This window comes from Gracilibacillus phocaeensis, assembly GCF_900626275.1.
Taxonomy (GTDB): domain Bacteria; phylum Bacillota; class Bacilli; order Bacillales; family Amphibacillaceae; genus Gracilibacillus; species Gracilibacillus timonensis.
This window is the reverse complement of the sequence record NZ_LR131141.1, coordinates 77,647-94,232: the sequence shown is the minus strand read 5'-3', so window position 1 is coordinate 94,232 and position 16,586 is coordinate 77,647. Positions and strand designations below refer to the sequence as shown.

General features: G+C 38.6%; 10 protein-coding genes. 4 read left to right on the top strand and 6 right to left on the bottom strand.

Features of this window, described 5'->3' with window-relative positions; all coding sequences use genetic code 11:
• Positions 1-311: 311 nt before the first annotated feature.
• Together E0E32_RS00945 and E0E32_RS00940 are read right to left on the bottom strand one after the other, a co-directional pair.
• Positions 312-962, bottom strand: a complete 651-nt coding sequence (locus E0E32_RS00945) for a YesL family protein (protein WP_130858686.1) — start codon at positions 960-962, stop codon at positions 312-314.
• Between the two features lie 70 nt (positions 963-1,032).
• A complete protein-coding gene (locus E0E32_RS00940) occupies positions 1,033-2,571 on the bottom strand; it encodes a sulfatase family protein (protein WP_130858685.1) in 1,539 nt (512 codons plus the stop codon).
• Between the two features lie 392 nt (positions 2,572-2,963).
• Between E0E32_RS00940 and E0E32_RS00935 the strand changes: the two genes are divergently transcribed.
• Entirely contained in the window at positions 2,964-3,821 is an 858-nt protein-coding gene (locus E0E32_RS00935; protein ID WP_130858684.1) for an AraC family transcriptional regulator, read from the top strand.
• A 244-nt stretch (positions 3,822-4,065) separates the two neighbouring features.
• On the opposite strand, the gene E0E32_RS00930 is transcribed toward E0E32_RS00935, so the two are convergent.
• From E0E32_RS00930 to E0E32_RS00915, 4 genes are all read right to left on the bottom strand, one after another.
• Positions 4,066-8,190: a carbohydrate-binding protein gene (locus E0E32_RS00930; protein ID WP_130858683.1), complete on the bottom strand. Its 4,125-nt coding sequence runs from the start codon at positions 8,188-8,190 to the stop codon at positions 4,066-4,068.
• A gap of 93 nt (positions 8,191-8,283) precedes the next feature.
• Positions 8,284-9,819, bottom strand: a complete 1,536-nt coding sequence (locus tag E0E32_RS00925) for an arylsulfatase (protein WP_066186796.1) — start codon at positions 9,817-9,819, stop codon at positions 8,284-8,286.
• 481 nt (positions 9,820-10,300) lie between these two features.
• Complete coding sequence (locus E0E32_RS00920) at positions 10,301-11,410, bottom strand: GGDEF domain-containing protein (protein ID WP_130858682.1); 1,110 nt, start codon at positions 11,408-11,410, stop codon at positions 10,301-10,303.
• Between the two features lie 213 nt (positions 11,411-11,623).
• The gene (locus E0E32_RS00915; protein ID WP_130858681.1) at positions 11,624-12,109 is read right to left on the bottom strand and encodes a DinB family protein; all 486 of its coding nucleotides are present in this window, start codon (positions 12,107-12,109) and stop codon (positions 11,624-11,626) included.
• A gap of 141 nt (positions 12,110-12,250) precedes the next feature.
• Between E0E32_RS00915 and E0E32_RS00910 the strand changes: the two genes are divergently transcribed.
• The 3 genes from E0E32_RS00910 (at position 12,251) to E0E32_RS00900 (ending at position 16,208) form a co-directional block, all read left to right on the top strand.
• Complete coding sequence (locus tag E0E32_RS00910) at positions 12,251-13,378, top strand: CdaR family transcriptional regulator (RefSeq protein ID WP_130858680.1); 1,128 nt, start codon at positions 12,251-12,253, stop codon at positions 13,376-13,378.
• 80 nt (positions 13,379-13,458) lie between these two features.
• Positions 13,459-14,871, top strand: coding sequence for a glycolate oxidase subunit GlcD (glcD, locus tag E0E32_RS00905; RefSeq protein WP_130858679.1), 1,413 nt, complete (start codon positions 13,459-13,461; stop codon positions 14,869-14,871).
• Positions 14,868-16,208 carry a (Fe-S)-binding protein gene (locus E0E32_RS00900; RefSeq protein ID WP_130858678.1) on the top strand — a complete coding sequence of 447 codons (1,341 nt, stop codon included), beginning with the start codon at positions 14,868-14,870 and terminating at the stop codon, positions 16,206-16,208. Before glcD ends, E0E32_RS00900 begins: the two co-directional genes overlap by 4 nt.
• Positions 16,209-16,586 lie beyond the last annotated feature (378 nt).

Genomic DNA, 16,586 nt, shown 5'->3' with positions numbered 1-16,586 from the left:
GACTAAATATAAGCTATTGAAAATTATTTTAAAATGTTAATTTGTTAGATCGTCAGTTACCATTTTGTTAGAATGAGTAAATTTTTGATGGTTGGTGAGTAAACAAAAGGGATTGCCTCTTATGTTACTTGTTTAAAAATGGACAAAAAAAACATCCCGATATGACCTATAGTAAATGGATAGATTTCAAATACTATAGCTGGGATGTTCATTCTAGAATACATATATGATATTCAATAATTAATGAAGTACAGTTAGAATCTTTCTTATTAAACCAAACTAGATAGTCATTTTCTGATGCCTTGATAAAGTTATGCTTCCTCTACCACCTGTCTTTGATTTTCTTTCCTAGCTTCCATTTTTCTAAATGACATATAGGCTAATCTCATTAAAAGATAACTAAATAGGCTTCCGCCAAAGAAAGGGATCAGGCCAGGTAGAAATAGGAACATTTCATAAATAACATAACAGCTTAACACCATCAATATGGTAACCAAGGGTTGCATAATCACAAATATGACAGCACTTCTAAAGTAATGAATAATCTTCATTTGATAGTGAACAAATAAGGGGAAAATGAATAATAAAACAAGAAAATATACGAGAAAAAGCCCTAGAATGAAATATCTTAGTAGATAAATAATAAATCCTTCTTGCAATTGAAAAAAACGATGGTCCATATATAATAATACACCCATGCTGACGATTATTAAAAATACAATATTAGACCTTTTAAAATCTTTTCGATAGGTACCCCAAAATATATGAAATACAGAAATTTCGTCTGCACCCATAACCATTTTTCTAGTCACCGCAAATAAGCCAGCAGTTGCAGGTCCCATCCCAAAAATAATGCCGCCTACAACGATAAACAACAACCATAATATGTTTACATATGCCAGCCTCATTATCCATTCACTCAGACGATAAAGACCTGCCATAAAACCATTTTCTATCATCATTGCACATTCCCCCCATCCACTTATATTGGCATGCTTTCATTCATCAATCCATGTTGGGTTTCTAAACTCTCTATGCAAAGCTTTGTCTGGGTGGAATCGGTTTTTCTAATTCACCATAAATATCTATTATTCTCATCAACATTTTCAGCTTCATATCTTTATATTGGGGATCATCAAAAAGATTTATAAATTCTCGTGGATCCTCCGTCAGATCATATAGCTCCCCTTCCTCTCGTTCTAAATAATAATTTAGTTTATACTGATCCATAATCAATGTTTTTACATAAAAGTTAGGTTCTGCTCGATTTTCAACTAAACACCATTCTCGGCTTGACTCATCAGGGTGTCTCATCGTATGTAGCTGACTTACCCCTTGCATCGTGTCTGTCTTTTCCAGACCGGCCAGTTCTAAAAACGTTGGTGCCAAGTCTACTAGACTAATCAATGACGATGTTCGCTTTCCTGCTGGAACCTTGTTCTTCCATCTTACAAGAAAGGGGACACGTAGAATATCATCATAATGAATAGGACCTTTCAACCATAAACCATGATTTCCTGCGTAATCACCGTGATCTGAAGTAAAAACAACCATTGTATTATCTGCCATTCCGAGTTCATCTAATTTATTCAAAACTCTTCCAATATGGTAGTCTATTAAACTAATCATACCGTAATAAGAAGCTAACCATTTTCTAGCTCGTTCATATCCGATCTTCTTATTCGTATGACCCAAACATTGTAAACCACCTGTATCATGACCTGGGTCGGCAGTTACTTCAATATCCATTTCATCCATCCGATCTTCAGAGAGATATCGGTGAAGCATAGGCTTATCAAGCATCTCCCCCTCTTTCTCTATAAACAATGGTAGTTGTTCTGGATCATACATGCTGTTCCAAGGTTCGGGACATAGAAACGCATTATGTGGATCTTGGAAACTGCACCATGCCATAAAAGGCTGTATATTATCTTGTTTGTCGAGAAAGTCAATGGTTTTATCTGCAGTCCAACGTGTATAATGATATTCCTCTGGTAACTCCCATGATCCTTCACGATAACCGCCTCCAGGCCCAAAATATTGTTGGGGATCAATCCCCTGTTCCGCCAACCATGCCCCATAATGCATACCATGAGAAGAATCTTCATCTGCATGTCCATGAAGCATTGCCACTTGCTCAAAACCATAATAAGGTCCATCCCATTTTTTCCAAAATTCACGATCATGAATATGTGGTGGTGCTTCGAAACTTCCTTCTTTTAAAACTGGTTTGAAATGTGCTTTGCCAAATAGTCCAGTTGCATAACCACTTTTCTGCAGCTGATGACCAAAAGTAGACCGATTTTCATCTAATTCAACGCCGATATTCCAACACCCATGTCTGGATGGGTATTCGCCAGTGATGATGGAAGAACGGCTGGGAGAACATACCGGGTTGGATACATATGCCCTATCGAATGCCGTACCTTCTGCTGCCAATCGATCTAAATTAGGAGTGTGAATAGCTTCATTACCTAATGCCTGAATCGTATTCCAGTGTTGTTGATCTGTCGTTATCATCAAAATATTTGTTTTCTTATTCTCCATTCCTGTTCCCTCAACTTCTCTCATATCTTTCTGATTTTGAATCCTAAGATACTTATTTTCGTTTCTCTAATAATTCCATGTTTTAAAATACTTCACGCATTGAAAAGGCTTACTTTTTAGGTCCATCATTTCCACTCATATTGGCGAGAAATGATTTGTTTATATCTTCTATTTTACACACAGATAAAAATTTAAAAATGTCCATTTGTTAGTTTTGATTTAACAAATTGTTACTTGTCATTTGTCTTTATTATTGCTCTCCCAAATCGTAAAAAGAAAACTATGTTGACGCACATTTTGCTATTGCCTCTTGCTTATCTATTTTCGCATTTGCTATAATCAGAAAGAATTATAGTTCGATAAGTAGTCACTGTGTTACCTTTAAAAATAAGAAATCAATATTGGTGGTGGAAAATTTGAAGGAATTTTCTCATGAATTTGCTGAACATTGGTATTATAACCCGACCCCCTTACTTAAATCGGGTGGACTTTGGCCAATTAGAGCCGGGCATAATAAAGCTAAATCCAATTATAAAATGGGACCAAGATTGATTACCTATTTCAGTATTCATTTTGTTTTAGAGGGAGAAGGGACGTTCCAGCAGAATAATATAGAAACAACGATTAACAAAGGGGATTTATTTTGTCTTTTTCCTAATCAAACACATCATTACTCAACTAATCCTAAACATAAGTTAAAGATGTTTTGGTTAGCTTTTGATGGAAAACAAGCACTTCCCTTACTAAATAGAACGGGGTTGACACAATATTCTTCCTATTTGAACGGCATTTTAAATGACGCCATTGCCAGTACCATAGAAGAGCTGTCTGATTACTTCCAAGACACGGATGAACCCGATGATTTATTATTTATTAGTATTATCTATAAACTTTTCCACCAATTATATCAACAGTCCATTCGTTTAAATCTATCAACCTCTTCTCCTTCAAATTGGCTTGAAAAAGGGGAAGATTACATGAATATGCATTTTGCTGAGAACATTACCGTTGCCGATGTAGCAAAATATATTGATATTAACCGATCTTACTTTACTACTGCCTACGCCAAAAAAACAGGTATAACACCTAGTAAATATATTTATAAACTAAGAATGGAAAAAGCAATAGAATTAATAACGGATGATTCACATACGATAACGGAAATAGCGTTAACTCTAGGCTATTCGGACTTATATTCTTTTTCCAGAGCGTTTAAGAAATTTTATGGTATGTCTCCAAATCAATACAAAAAACATCAAACGTCAGAGGAATAACATGTCGAGGTATTCACTTGTCTTTTATAGTTTGTTCTTCATCTTATTTTAAGCAATTTCATGAATAGGATTAACGTTCCGTAAAACGTACTTTTACATTACATCATCCAACTTATCGGTATCGTGATTCATTCCAGATTAACATCATTCCAAGTCCTATTATTCCAAGGATTAGTAGACTTTCTTTACTTAAGAAAAAGGACTTATCGATCTGAACAGATAAGCCCTTCATTTATTTAGTAGATTATTTGTTTTCTATCATCTGACGTACACTATCGTGCATAATTGAATAGGCAAAGTCAGAGATTTTTCCGTTTTCCTTCTGTTTGGTTACGTGTTTGATCATATTCTTTAGCTGTTTTATCGCTTGCTTATCTTTTCCTTTATCTTGATGCTTTTCTGCTTGTTTGAGGTTATTTAGAAGTAATTTGTAAAGGGACTTATCGATGTCACCTTCATCATGGAACTTCTCCAATAATCCCTTTGTTGATTCGTAATCTGGGTAAGGCCTGACAAGAAAATTATCATATTTTGTATCACTATAAAAGCTGCGAACACCTACTTTTCCGTGAGTAAAGGCTGTGATACTGTGGTCAGTATAATCAATTTTGGGATTATTCATATCGCCAACATAAACCTTGATATTGGCTCCATTAATATCAACCTTTATATGTTGCCATTCATCAATAGGTTCTGTCAAATCAGCACCTTCCAAATAAGTCCAATCATAATTTAATTTGCCCAGATGTACACCATCATTATTTATATACGCTACATAGCCCTGTAACATATCCGCACTATTATGATTAAGCTCCGTGCCATGCCCTGGATTATTGGCCCTAAACAAAATCCCGCCATCGCCTTTTCCATCAACAATTTTCATATCTGTCTCCACGATATAATTGTTCCAACCATGCTCACCAGTTATCGACTTCGCAAATGTACCTGCTCCTGAACGATATACTCCCTCTGGTTCCTCTACTTCAAAATCATCACTATTGTGAAAACTAAAGCTATGAAAATCAAATTCACCGTTGACGGTTTCTACTTTAATCGTATGTTCACCAGCAGGTAATGATACCTTTTCCTTTATGACGCTTGTCCAATTATCTAATCCACCTGTTTGCGGGATATCGATAATGCCTGTGAGATCTACCTCGTCATCTAACCAAATTCTGGCTTGACTGCCTTGTACATCGTTAGCAACCTTTAAGTCTAATACGTATTCATGAGCTTCTTCTACATCTACTTTGTATTGATACCATTCTCCTGTTTGATTCCAGCCAATGTTAAAGGTTCCATCAGGATGATTACGAATGTCTACCCCACCATACCGATATTTCCCGCCGACATTTTCAATTGTTTGATCATGGTAAGCAACACCTTCTCCACCTGTCATGTAATCCACCGCCATTACTTTTCCAGGTAAAGCGTGGGATTGATCAAAGGTATGAAAAATCATTTTTGAGAAAGCAAACGCACCAGAAATAACTTTTATTTTGACAGTATGCTTGCCTGCTGGTAATTCTAAGTCTTTAACAGATACCCGTTTCCAATTATCATTTTCCGTCACAGGAATCTCAACAGCACCGGTTAATGCTTTTTCGTCATTTAACAATACCTTTACTTGTGTATTTTCATTTGCGCTTTTAGTGATCAAATCCAAATCATATTTACCAGCTTCTGCAACATTCACGTTATAATTGATCCACTCGTCCTTTTCAAAATCAGTGACGGCAAATCCACCTTCAGGGTTTTTTTGGATGTCTACCCCTTCTTCTCTAAATTCTCCACCGGTATTGGTCTCGGTTTTATCATGATAGGCAATTCCCTCACCGCCTAAATTAAAATCAACCGCTTCAAGCAATCCAGGTAAAGGTTTGTGCACATCGAACGCTCGAAAAGTAAGTGTAGACATATCAAACTCTCCGGTAACAATCTCTAATTTCAAGGTATGTTCACCTTCTGGAAGCTCTATACCCTCCATGGTAAGTGTCTCCCAATTATTCCAATCACCAGTATTAGGAACATCTACTGCACCAGTTAAATCAGTCTCATCGTCTAACCATAATCTTACTTCAGCATCAGAAAATGTTGTAGCCAATTCCAACTCCACATTATATAATCCACTCTCTTGCACGTCTACATTATACGTTAACCATTCATCCGTTTGATTCCACCCTACAGCATAACCTCCTTGTGGTTTTTCCCTAATATCTACTGCATCCGCTCTGAGTTCACCACCAATATTTTCTGTTGTTCGATCATGATATGCTACGCCTTCGCCACCAGTCCGGTAATGTACCGCTTCTATCGATCCAGGAATCGGCTTGTAGACATCGAAACCACTGTCAGAATCTTTATTGGTATCAACCCTCCAGGAACCTTCATACCTATCCCAGCCAGTATCTACGCCATCATTAAAATCATCGAACAGCATAGATACAGGTTCATGTTTGTCTACATCAAAGCTGGCTAGATTTACTTCACCTTCCATTACTTCTATTTTAATAGAATGTTCTCCATCAGGTAGTGAGAGTGTATCCAACATCATGTTTTGCCACTGTTCTCCTCCGCCGGTATGTGGGATAGTTATCACACCAGTTAAATCGATATCATCATCTAACCACAACCTTACTTTTGCATCCTTTTCAGGCGTTGCCACTCTCATCGTAAAATCGTAAGTAGCTTCTTCAGTGATATTAACATTATACTTAAGCCACTCTTCTTGTCTAAGAGAATGCACACTTAGACCACCTTCAGGGTTAGTGACAATGTTAACAGCATCTTGTCGATAGGTATCCAACACTTGATTACTTGTGATATGATATCCCTTCCCTTCACCACCGGTGTTATAATGAACGGCCTCAATGGAGCCTGGCAAAGGTTTGTGTACATCAAATATATTACTACCATTCACCTGATTACTCGTTGCTATATAACCAAAAGCGGCGTGAACATCCACTGTTGTGTATCCTATTTTTCCACCAGCTAAGTCTTGAACCTCTCTCGTTTGTTTATGCATATCATCTACATAGATCTTAAATTCTTCATTTTCTTTTTCTACTCTTATATTGTGTAGTGCGGTATAATCAAAGTCTTCAGGTAGTGAGGAAGACTCCCATTCTATATCTACACCATCGATACGAAACATGGTTTCCAAACGATTTTCATCCGGATTTAACACGGCAACGCCATAATTATCTTCATCTTGATATGAGAATACTGCGCCAAAACGGGATGTAGTGTTATCTCCTTCTTCCACCATGTGGACATTGAATTCAGCTGTATAATTCGCTGCTGTCTCATGCGTTGTGACCTGACGAGACCATGAATCACCATCAATTGCAGTTTGTTCCATTGCATATGAGCCACCCTCATTGACAATCGACCATTCTCCATTATTAATTGCCGTCCATTCGGAACCTATATCATCTCGTTCAAAACGGTCACTAAAATCAGGTAATTGCGGATTAGGTTGTTCTGAGGTAGTTGGCCCTAGCGCAACCATTTTATCGCCATTCCAGCCAAGCCGGTCGATATTAATAAATCTCCCTGGTTTGGCATGACTATGGTAGACGATAAACTCCGAGTCAAGATTTGGGCCCCTTATGATGGAATTATGACCTAGCCCAACATTTGAGCCTTCCGAATTAATTAATAATGGATTCTGAATGCTCCCTTCAAATTGATTGGTTGGTGAATTACTAGTAGCATAGTTAATTCGATAGGCATTGCTCCAGACATGATTACCAGTGTATGTCATATAATATTTTCCATGTCTTTTGAATACCGTTGCTCCTTCCGTCCAGCCATTCATTTCTGCACCCGTATTTATTGCTGGTCCAAATGTATAAGGATCTTCCATTTCATGGGCAGTAATATAACCTTGGCCAGTACCGTAAAAATACCACTGGCCATCGTCATCAATAAATATATGACCATCAATACCCATACCGAGATTTTCTGTCTGTAACTCAAAAGGACCTAACGGACTGTCACTCTTATAAACATAATGACCATTTCCACCTGGTGACGTATACATATAGAATGCGCCATTCCAATAAGTAACTTCCGGTGCATATGCCGCCAACGTACTTGGCTCTTCTGTAACGAGGCCAGCATGTTCCCAATTCACCAAATCTTGTGAGGTCCAAGCCTTCACACCACTTTTATCATCAACTGTACTTGCATAAAGATAGTACGTCCCATTATGCTTTAAAATATATGGGTCACCTTCACCATAGAAATCTCCGTTATCCCATTCCCAAGAATCGGGCATATCTTCAAATGGGTTACTATAAGCAAATGATATACTTGGAAACATCAATATTCCGCCAAAAATAAGCAACATGCGTAATAACTTCAATAGTTCATTCTCCTTTTTTATTAAGTTGTCCAAAACTAAAAATAGAAAATCCTGAATTTTTGGTTCCAGTGATGATGGAACATATACCTGTTTCTATTTATTTCGCGGAAAAACATCCGTTCTTTCTGCCCATTTGTTCCAGATCTCAATCATTTCCTCTGTTAATTCTGGATATTGCTCTTTTAGATTATGAATTTCTGTACGGTCGTTATCTATGTCGTATAGTTCCCAATCTTTTTCTTTAACCTTTGACAGCTTCCATTTCCCTTTTCGCACACCACAATGCTGCTCATGTTCAAAGCAAAAGATACGCTCTTTTTGATCCTTACCGAGGAATGCAGGTACTAGACTCTCCCCTTCCATTGGCAAAATAGGGTGATCATTGTATTGTTCAGGATATGTTGTCCCCGATATATCCACAAACGTAGCCATAAAATCAATAAAGTGTCCTGGATGATGATCTATTTCCCCATGTCGCTCTATTCCTTGAGGCCAGTGCGCTATTAATGGTGTACTGATCCCACCTTCGTGACTGTAGTGCTTATATAATTGGAGCGGCGTACTACTGGCATTCGCCCACCCTGAACCGTAACTATGATAAGAGGCCGGTCCTCCCATCGTATCGAGGTCTTCTTGTCGATGTAATCGATTAGAGGTCGTTTTCCAATTATCAAATCCCCACGGATCCCATTCACCACATGCACCATTATCAGAACAAAATAAGATTAATGTATTATCCAGTTCGTCCTTTTCTCGGAGATTGTCTATCACTCTACCAATATTTTGATCCATTCGATCTACCATTGCTGCATAGATTGCCATACGCTTTGCTAGATCCTTTTGACGATCAGAATCGATTGAATCCCATGCAGGGTTCCTTCCTGAGATATCACGATCTCGAGACCAATATTCTGCTCGTTCCGGTAATTGACTGTCCTTAGAAACAATACCTAGCTCTTTCATTTTTTCTAGACGTTCTTCTCTAAGACGATCCCAACCTTTGTTATATACTTTTTCATATTTGTTTATCTCTTCTTGAGGTGCCTGTAATGGAAAATGGGGAGCATTGTAGGATAAATAAAGAAAAAAAGGATCATCATCTTTCCGAGAATCTTCAAGAAAATCCAAGGCATGATCTGTAATAGCATCTGTTGCGTAGAATTCCGCCTCACTATATGATCGCTCTGTCCGTCCCTCCGGCAAACGAACATAATGACGTTGCTCAAAAAAGCTATTAAATCCGCCAAGCAACCCATAATAATCATCGAAACCTCGCTTAATAGGACCTTGCCTACCAACATGCCATTTTCCTGACAGATAAGTGTGATAGCCTCCACTACCTAACACTTCAGCAAGTGTTACACATTGATCTTTCAAATAACCACGGTATCCTGGTGTTTCTAAATCATGATCCATTTTCCCAACACCTGCTTGATGCGGGTACAACCCTGTCAACAAAGAAGCACGACTAGGACAACAACGTGCCGAATTATAGAATTGAGTAAATCGAACACCATCTCCTGCAATTTGATCTAAGTTTGGTGTTTCTATTTCACCTCCATAGCACCCTAAGTCTGAGAATCCTAAATCATCAGCTAATATCAACAAAATATTTGGTTTTTTTGACATTATTATTCCTCCAAATGATATACTTTTGTGAACCTATAATGCTCGTCCATTGCCTGAATCTTATTTGCCTACATACCATAAATATTATCAACTACTTATGTTTTTATAATAATCACTCCTTTGTTAATGCTTTATTAATACAATAATTATATTTACTTACGAATTATATGTATTAATAGAAAAAAGTATACGCTTTCAGAAATGTTTAGTCAAACTTCATTGTATTATTTCTATTTTTAAACCATTAAACAAGCTTTTTTTATACCTTGTAACACCTTTTATTTCGAGGTTTTTGTTTTTATATAATTTATTACAACTTTGATGAATTAATAAAAGTGATAACCAAAAGTTCGGATAAATAAGCCGGTTAAAGTCATTTCATACAATTACGATCTATTTATAAGTTCAACTTATATCGTTCATGATAATAGTCCAGTAAGAGGAATCCTGTAAAATAGAATTTCTCTTACTGGACCATTATTCAAATAATATCTGATCTATTTTTAAATGCATACATCTTCTTATCTACCAATGTATACATTTCATCCGCAGTTATTGCCTCGGAATAACGTTGATACCCATAACTAAATGTTAATCCATTAACATGGTTCATCTCACTTTTCCTTAATAAGGCTTGTACCTCTTCAATATAGTTGTCAATGTTCTCCTCTTCTGTTCGCAATACTACGACAAATTCATCTCCGCCCATTCGTGACACTAGCGCGTTTGCAGCAAACACCTTTTGCAAGACTTGGGCAAAAGCGACCAACACCTGATCTCCGGTATCATGCCCGAATCGGTCATTGATTCCCTTAAATCGATCCAAATCAAATAAGATAACACCAAAGGGTTTCCGGTCTTCCATTAAATAACGGACATATAATTCATAACTATGGCGATTGTATACCTTAGTCAGATTATCTTCTTCTGCAGATATGGTTTCTAAGAAAATGTAAGCTGCCAATATACCTAGCACAATCGAAGTCCATGAAAAATACAACTTCGAATCAAACAATTGGACTACCATCCCTAAAATCGGAAGGATGAAAAAAATGAAGAAGATATTGATCACATAAGGTCTCGTTCTTCGTCGATGCCGCCATACAAACAACGCCATATAGAGGTATACGCTTGCTAACAGAAGATAATGTAATGGCTTCCACATTTCGCTGTGAAAGATATTGTGAACAGGTTCAACAGAGAAATAAATAGGGTAAAAGAGATTAATAAGTAAAATAATAAATGTTAACAAACTAATATGCTGATAAAAAAAACGCCGATAAATACGTTTTGGTGCGGTGAATAAATGATAGTCTACATAAGCTAGCATTAATCCAGCCAGCACAGGCCCTAGCATAAACAATAGAAAATTAGTACCGTACTCCAAAAGAAAAGCACCATAAAAGGTTTTTCGATCAAATATCCAGGTTAACGGCTCCACAATAATAGCGACAGCCGTGCCAATTAGTACGAGTTTCAACAGCCTCTTACCAAACGTCTCCACCTTAGACTTTAACTTTATAATCAGGTAGAGAACAATCAATACCATAATGGCATAAATATTAATCTGGAATTGAACGATATAATCCATGTCTCTCCCCCCAATATTTTTCTCAAAAAACAACTTTGAAGTTGAGATAATTGTTTATTCTTTGAAACAATGGATGGTCTGCCATCAGCGGAGGATCTCAGGTGGTTAGCGAGCTTATCAAGATGTATTACGTCCATTATTCCCGCCTAAACTACTTGGACATTTTCTTATATCTGGAATGAGAACCTTATACGTCGGATTGACTTAAGGCGATCAGCTTGCTAAAAAAGCATCAATTTGCTGCTTATGATGATTATCATGTCCGATAAATCCACTGATATAATTGAATAGTGAGTGAGGGTTGCCGGAGTATACGTCAATTTCCTCCCCATTCAGATGGAATGTAGCGAAGAAATCCTCTTCCGACTTTTCACGTAGATACGCAATTAATAATCGCCTGGTCTCCAGCTGCTCATGAATCAGTTGTGTTTTTGACACACCAGATAGGGCATAAGCGGCGGCAGGCTGATTAATCACTTCAAATGCTGGATTTGTCAGTTTGGCATCTTGTTTCATTTGCGGTATTAATTCTTCCAACAAATAGCGGTCCCAATAAGTAATATGGCTGATAATTTCCGCCGTTGACCACTTTCCTGGCTGAATAGGCTGAAAGAAGGCATCATCACTCCAATTTTCCAACTCACTTACCCAATCATTACAGGCCTCGAATCTTTGGATTAGCTTCGTTACCTCATTCATTAGGTAATTCTCCCCTTCTTTTTTTCTTTTACCATACCATAATTTCGATCTGATTGATATACTAGCTTGCGAGCAAATTCACTTTTCCGATACAATAGAAAGAAAACGGATTCTTCCCAATTATAACGGAGGTGATAGACCATGATTCGTTCTACCTTAGCCAATAATATTTTGAACAAAGTGCGTGATTTATTAGACGAAGACTTGATTATTGTGGATACTGACGGTGTGATTATGGCAAGCACAGAAGCTGAGCGAATTGGCAATTTTCATGAAGGAGCAAGCATAACCTGTCAACACAAATCGACACTCACTATCACAAAAGCAGATGAAAAAAAACTGCAAGGTGTAAAGGCAGGGATTAACCTTCCTATCTTTTTTAACGACCAAATTGTCGGCGTAATTGGTATCACTGGAGATCCTGCTAAGGTCTCTGCCTATGGCGAACTGTTACGCCAAATGACCGAATTAATCGTAAAAGAAAACTATTATGTAGAACAGGCAGAATGGCAAGCACGATCACTTGAAATATTTGTATTTGATTGGATCAATCAAACAACATGGTCTCCTTCTTTTATCCAACAGGCGGACATCTTATTAGTGAACCTCAGCTGTGATAGACAGGTTATTATGGGGCGTTACCAACGAAAAGAGAACGAATGGCTTCCCTATAAAAGCTGGTCTGACTTAATTAGCCAATTTTTCCAACACACACAAGATGTCATCGTGCGCTGGGGTAATGAACGATTCCTGATTTTATCAGCTGGCAATAAAAACACAGCACAGATCAAACAAAAACTGACAGATATTCAGGCTTATTTTTATAAAATTTACAAGCAAGAAATTGTATTTGGGGTCGGCCAGTCACTTGCTGCTCATCAACTATATCAGTCCTTTCATCAGGCAGAGCGTGCCCTCGGCATTACCAATCCAGCTCAACCGATTATTTTCGAGGAAACCATGCAGTTGGAGATGTGTTTACAAGATGTTACACAAGCAAGTCGCATAGAATTAGTTAGACGCACACTTGAGCCAATTATTGCGGATCAGACATTACTCGATTGTTTACAAACCTTTATTGATCACGGACAATCATTGAAACAAACAGCTGCATCTTTACATATACACATCAATACCCTGCACTATCGCTTTAAAAAAATGGAACAGCTAACTGGGTTGAATCCACGTGACTTTCATGACCTTATCACACTTTCAATCGCTTTATATTTTTTGGAGGATTATCTAAAATTCACTCATAAAAACGCTTAATTTTTAGTTATTTCACCATAGATTCTGTGAGAATTTTCTTTATAATAAAAAAGAAAGCCTTCAAATAGGAGTGGATGAAATTGATAACCTCTGAGATCAAAGACAAATTGATCCACATCGTAGGCAGCGAAAACTATCAAGATTCTGCCGCGAGTAAGCTGGCCTACTCGTATGACGCCACACCGCAGTATCAATCGATGCCTGATGCGATAGTGGCACCTCGTAACAAGCAGGAAATCACTGCGATTGTGCAGTTATGTAACGAACACGTTATTCCCATCGTGCCAAGAGGCTCTGGTACCAATCTATGCGCCGGTACTTGTCCAACAGAAGGCGGCATTGTCTTACTATTTAAACACTTGAATCGCATGTTGGAGATCGACGAAGACAATCTAACCATCACCGTCCAGCCTGGTGTTATTACGCAGGAAATCATTCAAGCGGCTGAAGCAAAAGGATTATTCTATCCCCCTGATCCTAGTTCCATGAAGATTTCGACCATTGGTGGCAATATCAATGAAAATTCCGGTGGACTGCGCGGACTCAAATATGGCGTCACCAAAGATTATGTACTGGGATTAGAAGTGGTACTTCCAAACGGTGACATCATGCGAACGGGTGGCAAATTAGCAAAAGACGTGGCTGGCTATGATTTTACCCATTTACTCGTTGGTTCAGAAGGTACATTAGGCATTATTACGGAAGCAATCCTAAAGCTTGTGCCTATGCCAGCTAGCAAGAAAACGATGTTGGCCCTTTATCAGGATATGGAAGCAGCTGCTGCAAGTGTATCTGAGATTATCCGGCAACAAATGATCCCTGTCACGATGGAATTCCTAGACCAGCCTACGTTACAAGTCGTAGAGGACTATGCACAAATTGGTTTACCAACCGATGTAGAAGCTGTTTTACTAATAGAGCAAGATGGACCAAACGAGATTGTAGAACAAGATATCAAAAAAATGGCTACCATTTGTGAACAAAAACAAGCCGTTTCGGTGCGCATCGCTGAATCAGCAGAAGAAGCAGACAAACTTCGAACAGCGAGAAGATCGGCTCTTTCCGCTTTAGCACGTCTGCACCCCACGACTATTTTAGAAGATGCGACCGTCCCCCGGTCTGCCATCGCACCAATGGTAAAGGCGATTAATCATATTGCAGAGAAATATGAAGTAACGATATGTACCTTTGGCCACGCTGGCGACGGAAACCTGCATCCTACTTGTCTAACGGATAGCCGCAACCAAGAAGAAATGGAACGAGTGGAACAGGCCTTTGAGGAGATTTTTATGAAAGCCGTGGAACTTGGCGGAACCATAACTGGTGAACATGGAGTCGGTATGATGAAAGCTCCTTATCTTCATTTAAAGCTTGGAAAGACTGGCATTGAGGCTATGCGTGCAGTAAAACAAGCGCTTGATCCCAATCAGATTATGAATCCCGGGAAGATATTTGCCAATGATATGAGAAAAAGAGTGGTGATGAACAAATGACAACGGCAAAGGAACGGACAGCTATCCAACAGCAATTTCAGGAGCGCATGGATCAAGATGAATTAATGAATTGTATGCGCTGCGGCTTTTGTTTACCAGCCTGCCCTACTTACATCGAGTCAGGCTATCAGGAGGAACATTCCCCACGCGGTCGTTTGGCCTTGATGAAGGCGGTTGCCGATGGGGAAATAGAACCCGATGAAGATGTAGAACGTTCCTTAGATATGTGTTTAGGCTGTCGAGCTTGTGAACCCGTTTGTCCTGCTGGCGTCAATTACGGACACCTATTAGAAGAATCACGGGATATTATTCAGCAAAATAAACAGCATAGTCTGCCAATAAGAACGTTACGGAAAACGGCCTTTCAAGGGCTTTTTCCACACCAAAACCGCATGCAATCATTAACGGGGTTTCTAAGTTTCTATCAACGTTCCGGATTGCAGTCCCTGTTTCAACGTACCAGAATGAATCAGCTTTTACCAAATAGTCTATCTGCTATCGAACAAATTTTACCAAAAGCTCCTACAAAAAAAGAAATGAAACAACGCCCAACGTTTATCGAAGCGACCATTCCTTCTGTCACACGTGTAGCCTTTTTTTCTGGTTGTTTGATGGATACGATGTTTATGGAGACAAACGATGCCACTCTGCAATTGTTAAAACGGGCTGGCTGTGAGATCGTTATTCCACAGGAACAAGGCTGTTGTGGGGCGTTACATGGACATAGTGGAGAAAAAGAAGCTGCTAAAGCATTGGCCAGACGAAATATCGAAGCATTTGAGCAAACAGAAGCGGACTATATTATTTCTAACGCGGGTGGCTGCGGGGCCTTCCTGATTGACTATGACCACTTACTAAAAGATGATCCTGAATGGGCAGAACGAGCACAGCGCTTTACTAGTAAAATTAAGGATATCACTAGTATATTAGTTGATTTACATTTTCACCTTATGCAGCCGCTCTCTTTGCCAGCACAAACGATCACTTATCAAGATTCCTGTCATTTACGCAATGTGATGAAAACGGAACAAGCTCCTCGTACTTTGTTAGGTGCCATTGATGGTATTCATTTTCAAGAGATGGAAAAGGCTGATAGCTGCTGTGGATCGGCTGGCATATACAATATCGTGGAAACAGAGATGTCCATGCAGATTTTAGATACGAAAATGGCCTATACCAAGGCCAGCAATGCTTCCACCATTGTCACGGCAAACCCTGGCTGTTTATTGCAGATGAAGCTAGGCATTGAACGCGAAGGATTGGCCGACCAAGTACGGGCGGTTCATATTGTCGATTTACTATTAGAAGCGGTTAACCATGAAACATCCAATCTCTAGTCATACTGGATTAGGCAAGCGATGTGCTCTTTATGTAAAGGAGCATATCGTTTTTTATGTTAGGCAAAACGCTCTGGGAATAGGTTACGTTAGATCATCGTACCTTGAATTAATCAGAGTACCGATAAGACGGATTATGTTAGCCCTTCTATTTATTCCATGTAGTAAAGTGGATTGTTTGTCAGTGCTAATAGGCGTTGCGGAAATAAGTTCCGCTAGGTAGTAGTACGTCAATCGAATGGACTGCGAGGATGAAGGGATCTAGGCACCATAACCATGCCAGAATATTTTGTTGAGAACGATTCGATCATACATTATGATTTTTATAAATGAAAGAACTACCTTGTAGCATGGAGCCTTTATGAGGCCGAAAAATCA

Excerpts from the sequence above, each read along its gene's own strand:
- E0E32_RS00920 (WP_130858682.1), bottom strand. The coding sequence starts at position 11,410 with ATGGATTATATCGTTCAATTCCAGATTAATATTTATGCCATTATGGTA.
- E0E32_RS00915 (WP_130858681.1), bottom strand. The coding sequence starts at position 12,109 with ATGAATGAGGTAACGAAGCTAATCCAAAGATTCGAGGCCTGTAATGAT.
- E0E32_RS00900 (WP_130858678.1), top strand. The coding sequence starts at position 14,868 with ATGACAACGGCAAAGGAACGGACAGCTATCCAACAGCAATTTCAGGAG.
- E0E32_RS00945 (WP_130858686.1), bottom strand. The coding sequence starts at position 962 with ATGATGATAGAAAATGGTTTTATGGCAGGTCTTTATCGTCTGAGTGAA.
- E0E32_RS00910 (WP_130858680.1), top strand. The coding sequence starts at position 12,251 with ATGATTCGTTCTACCTTAGCCAATAATATTTTGAACAAAGTGCGTGAT.
- E0E32_RS00940 (WP_130858685.1), bottom strand. The coding sequence starts at position 2,571 with ATGAGAGAAGTTGAGGGAACAGGAATGGAGAATAAGAAAACAAATATT.
- E0E32_RS00925 (WP_066186796.1), bottom strand. The coding sequence starts at position 9,819 with ATGTCAAAAAAACCAAATATTTTGTTGATATTAGCTGATGATTTAGGA.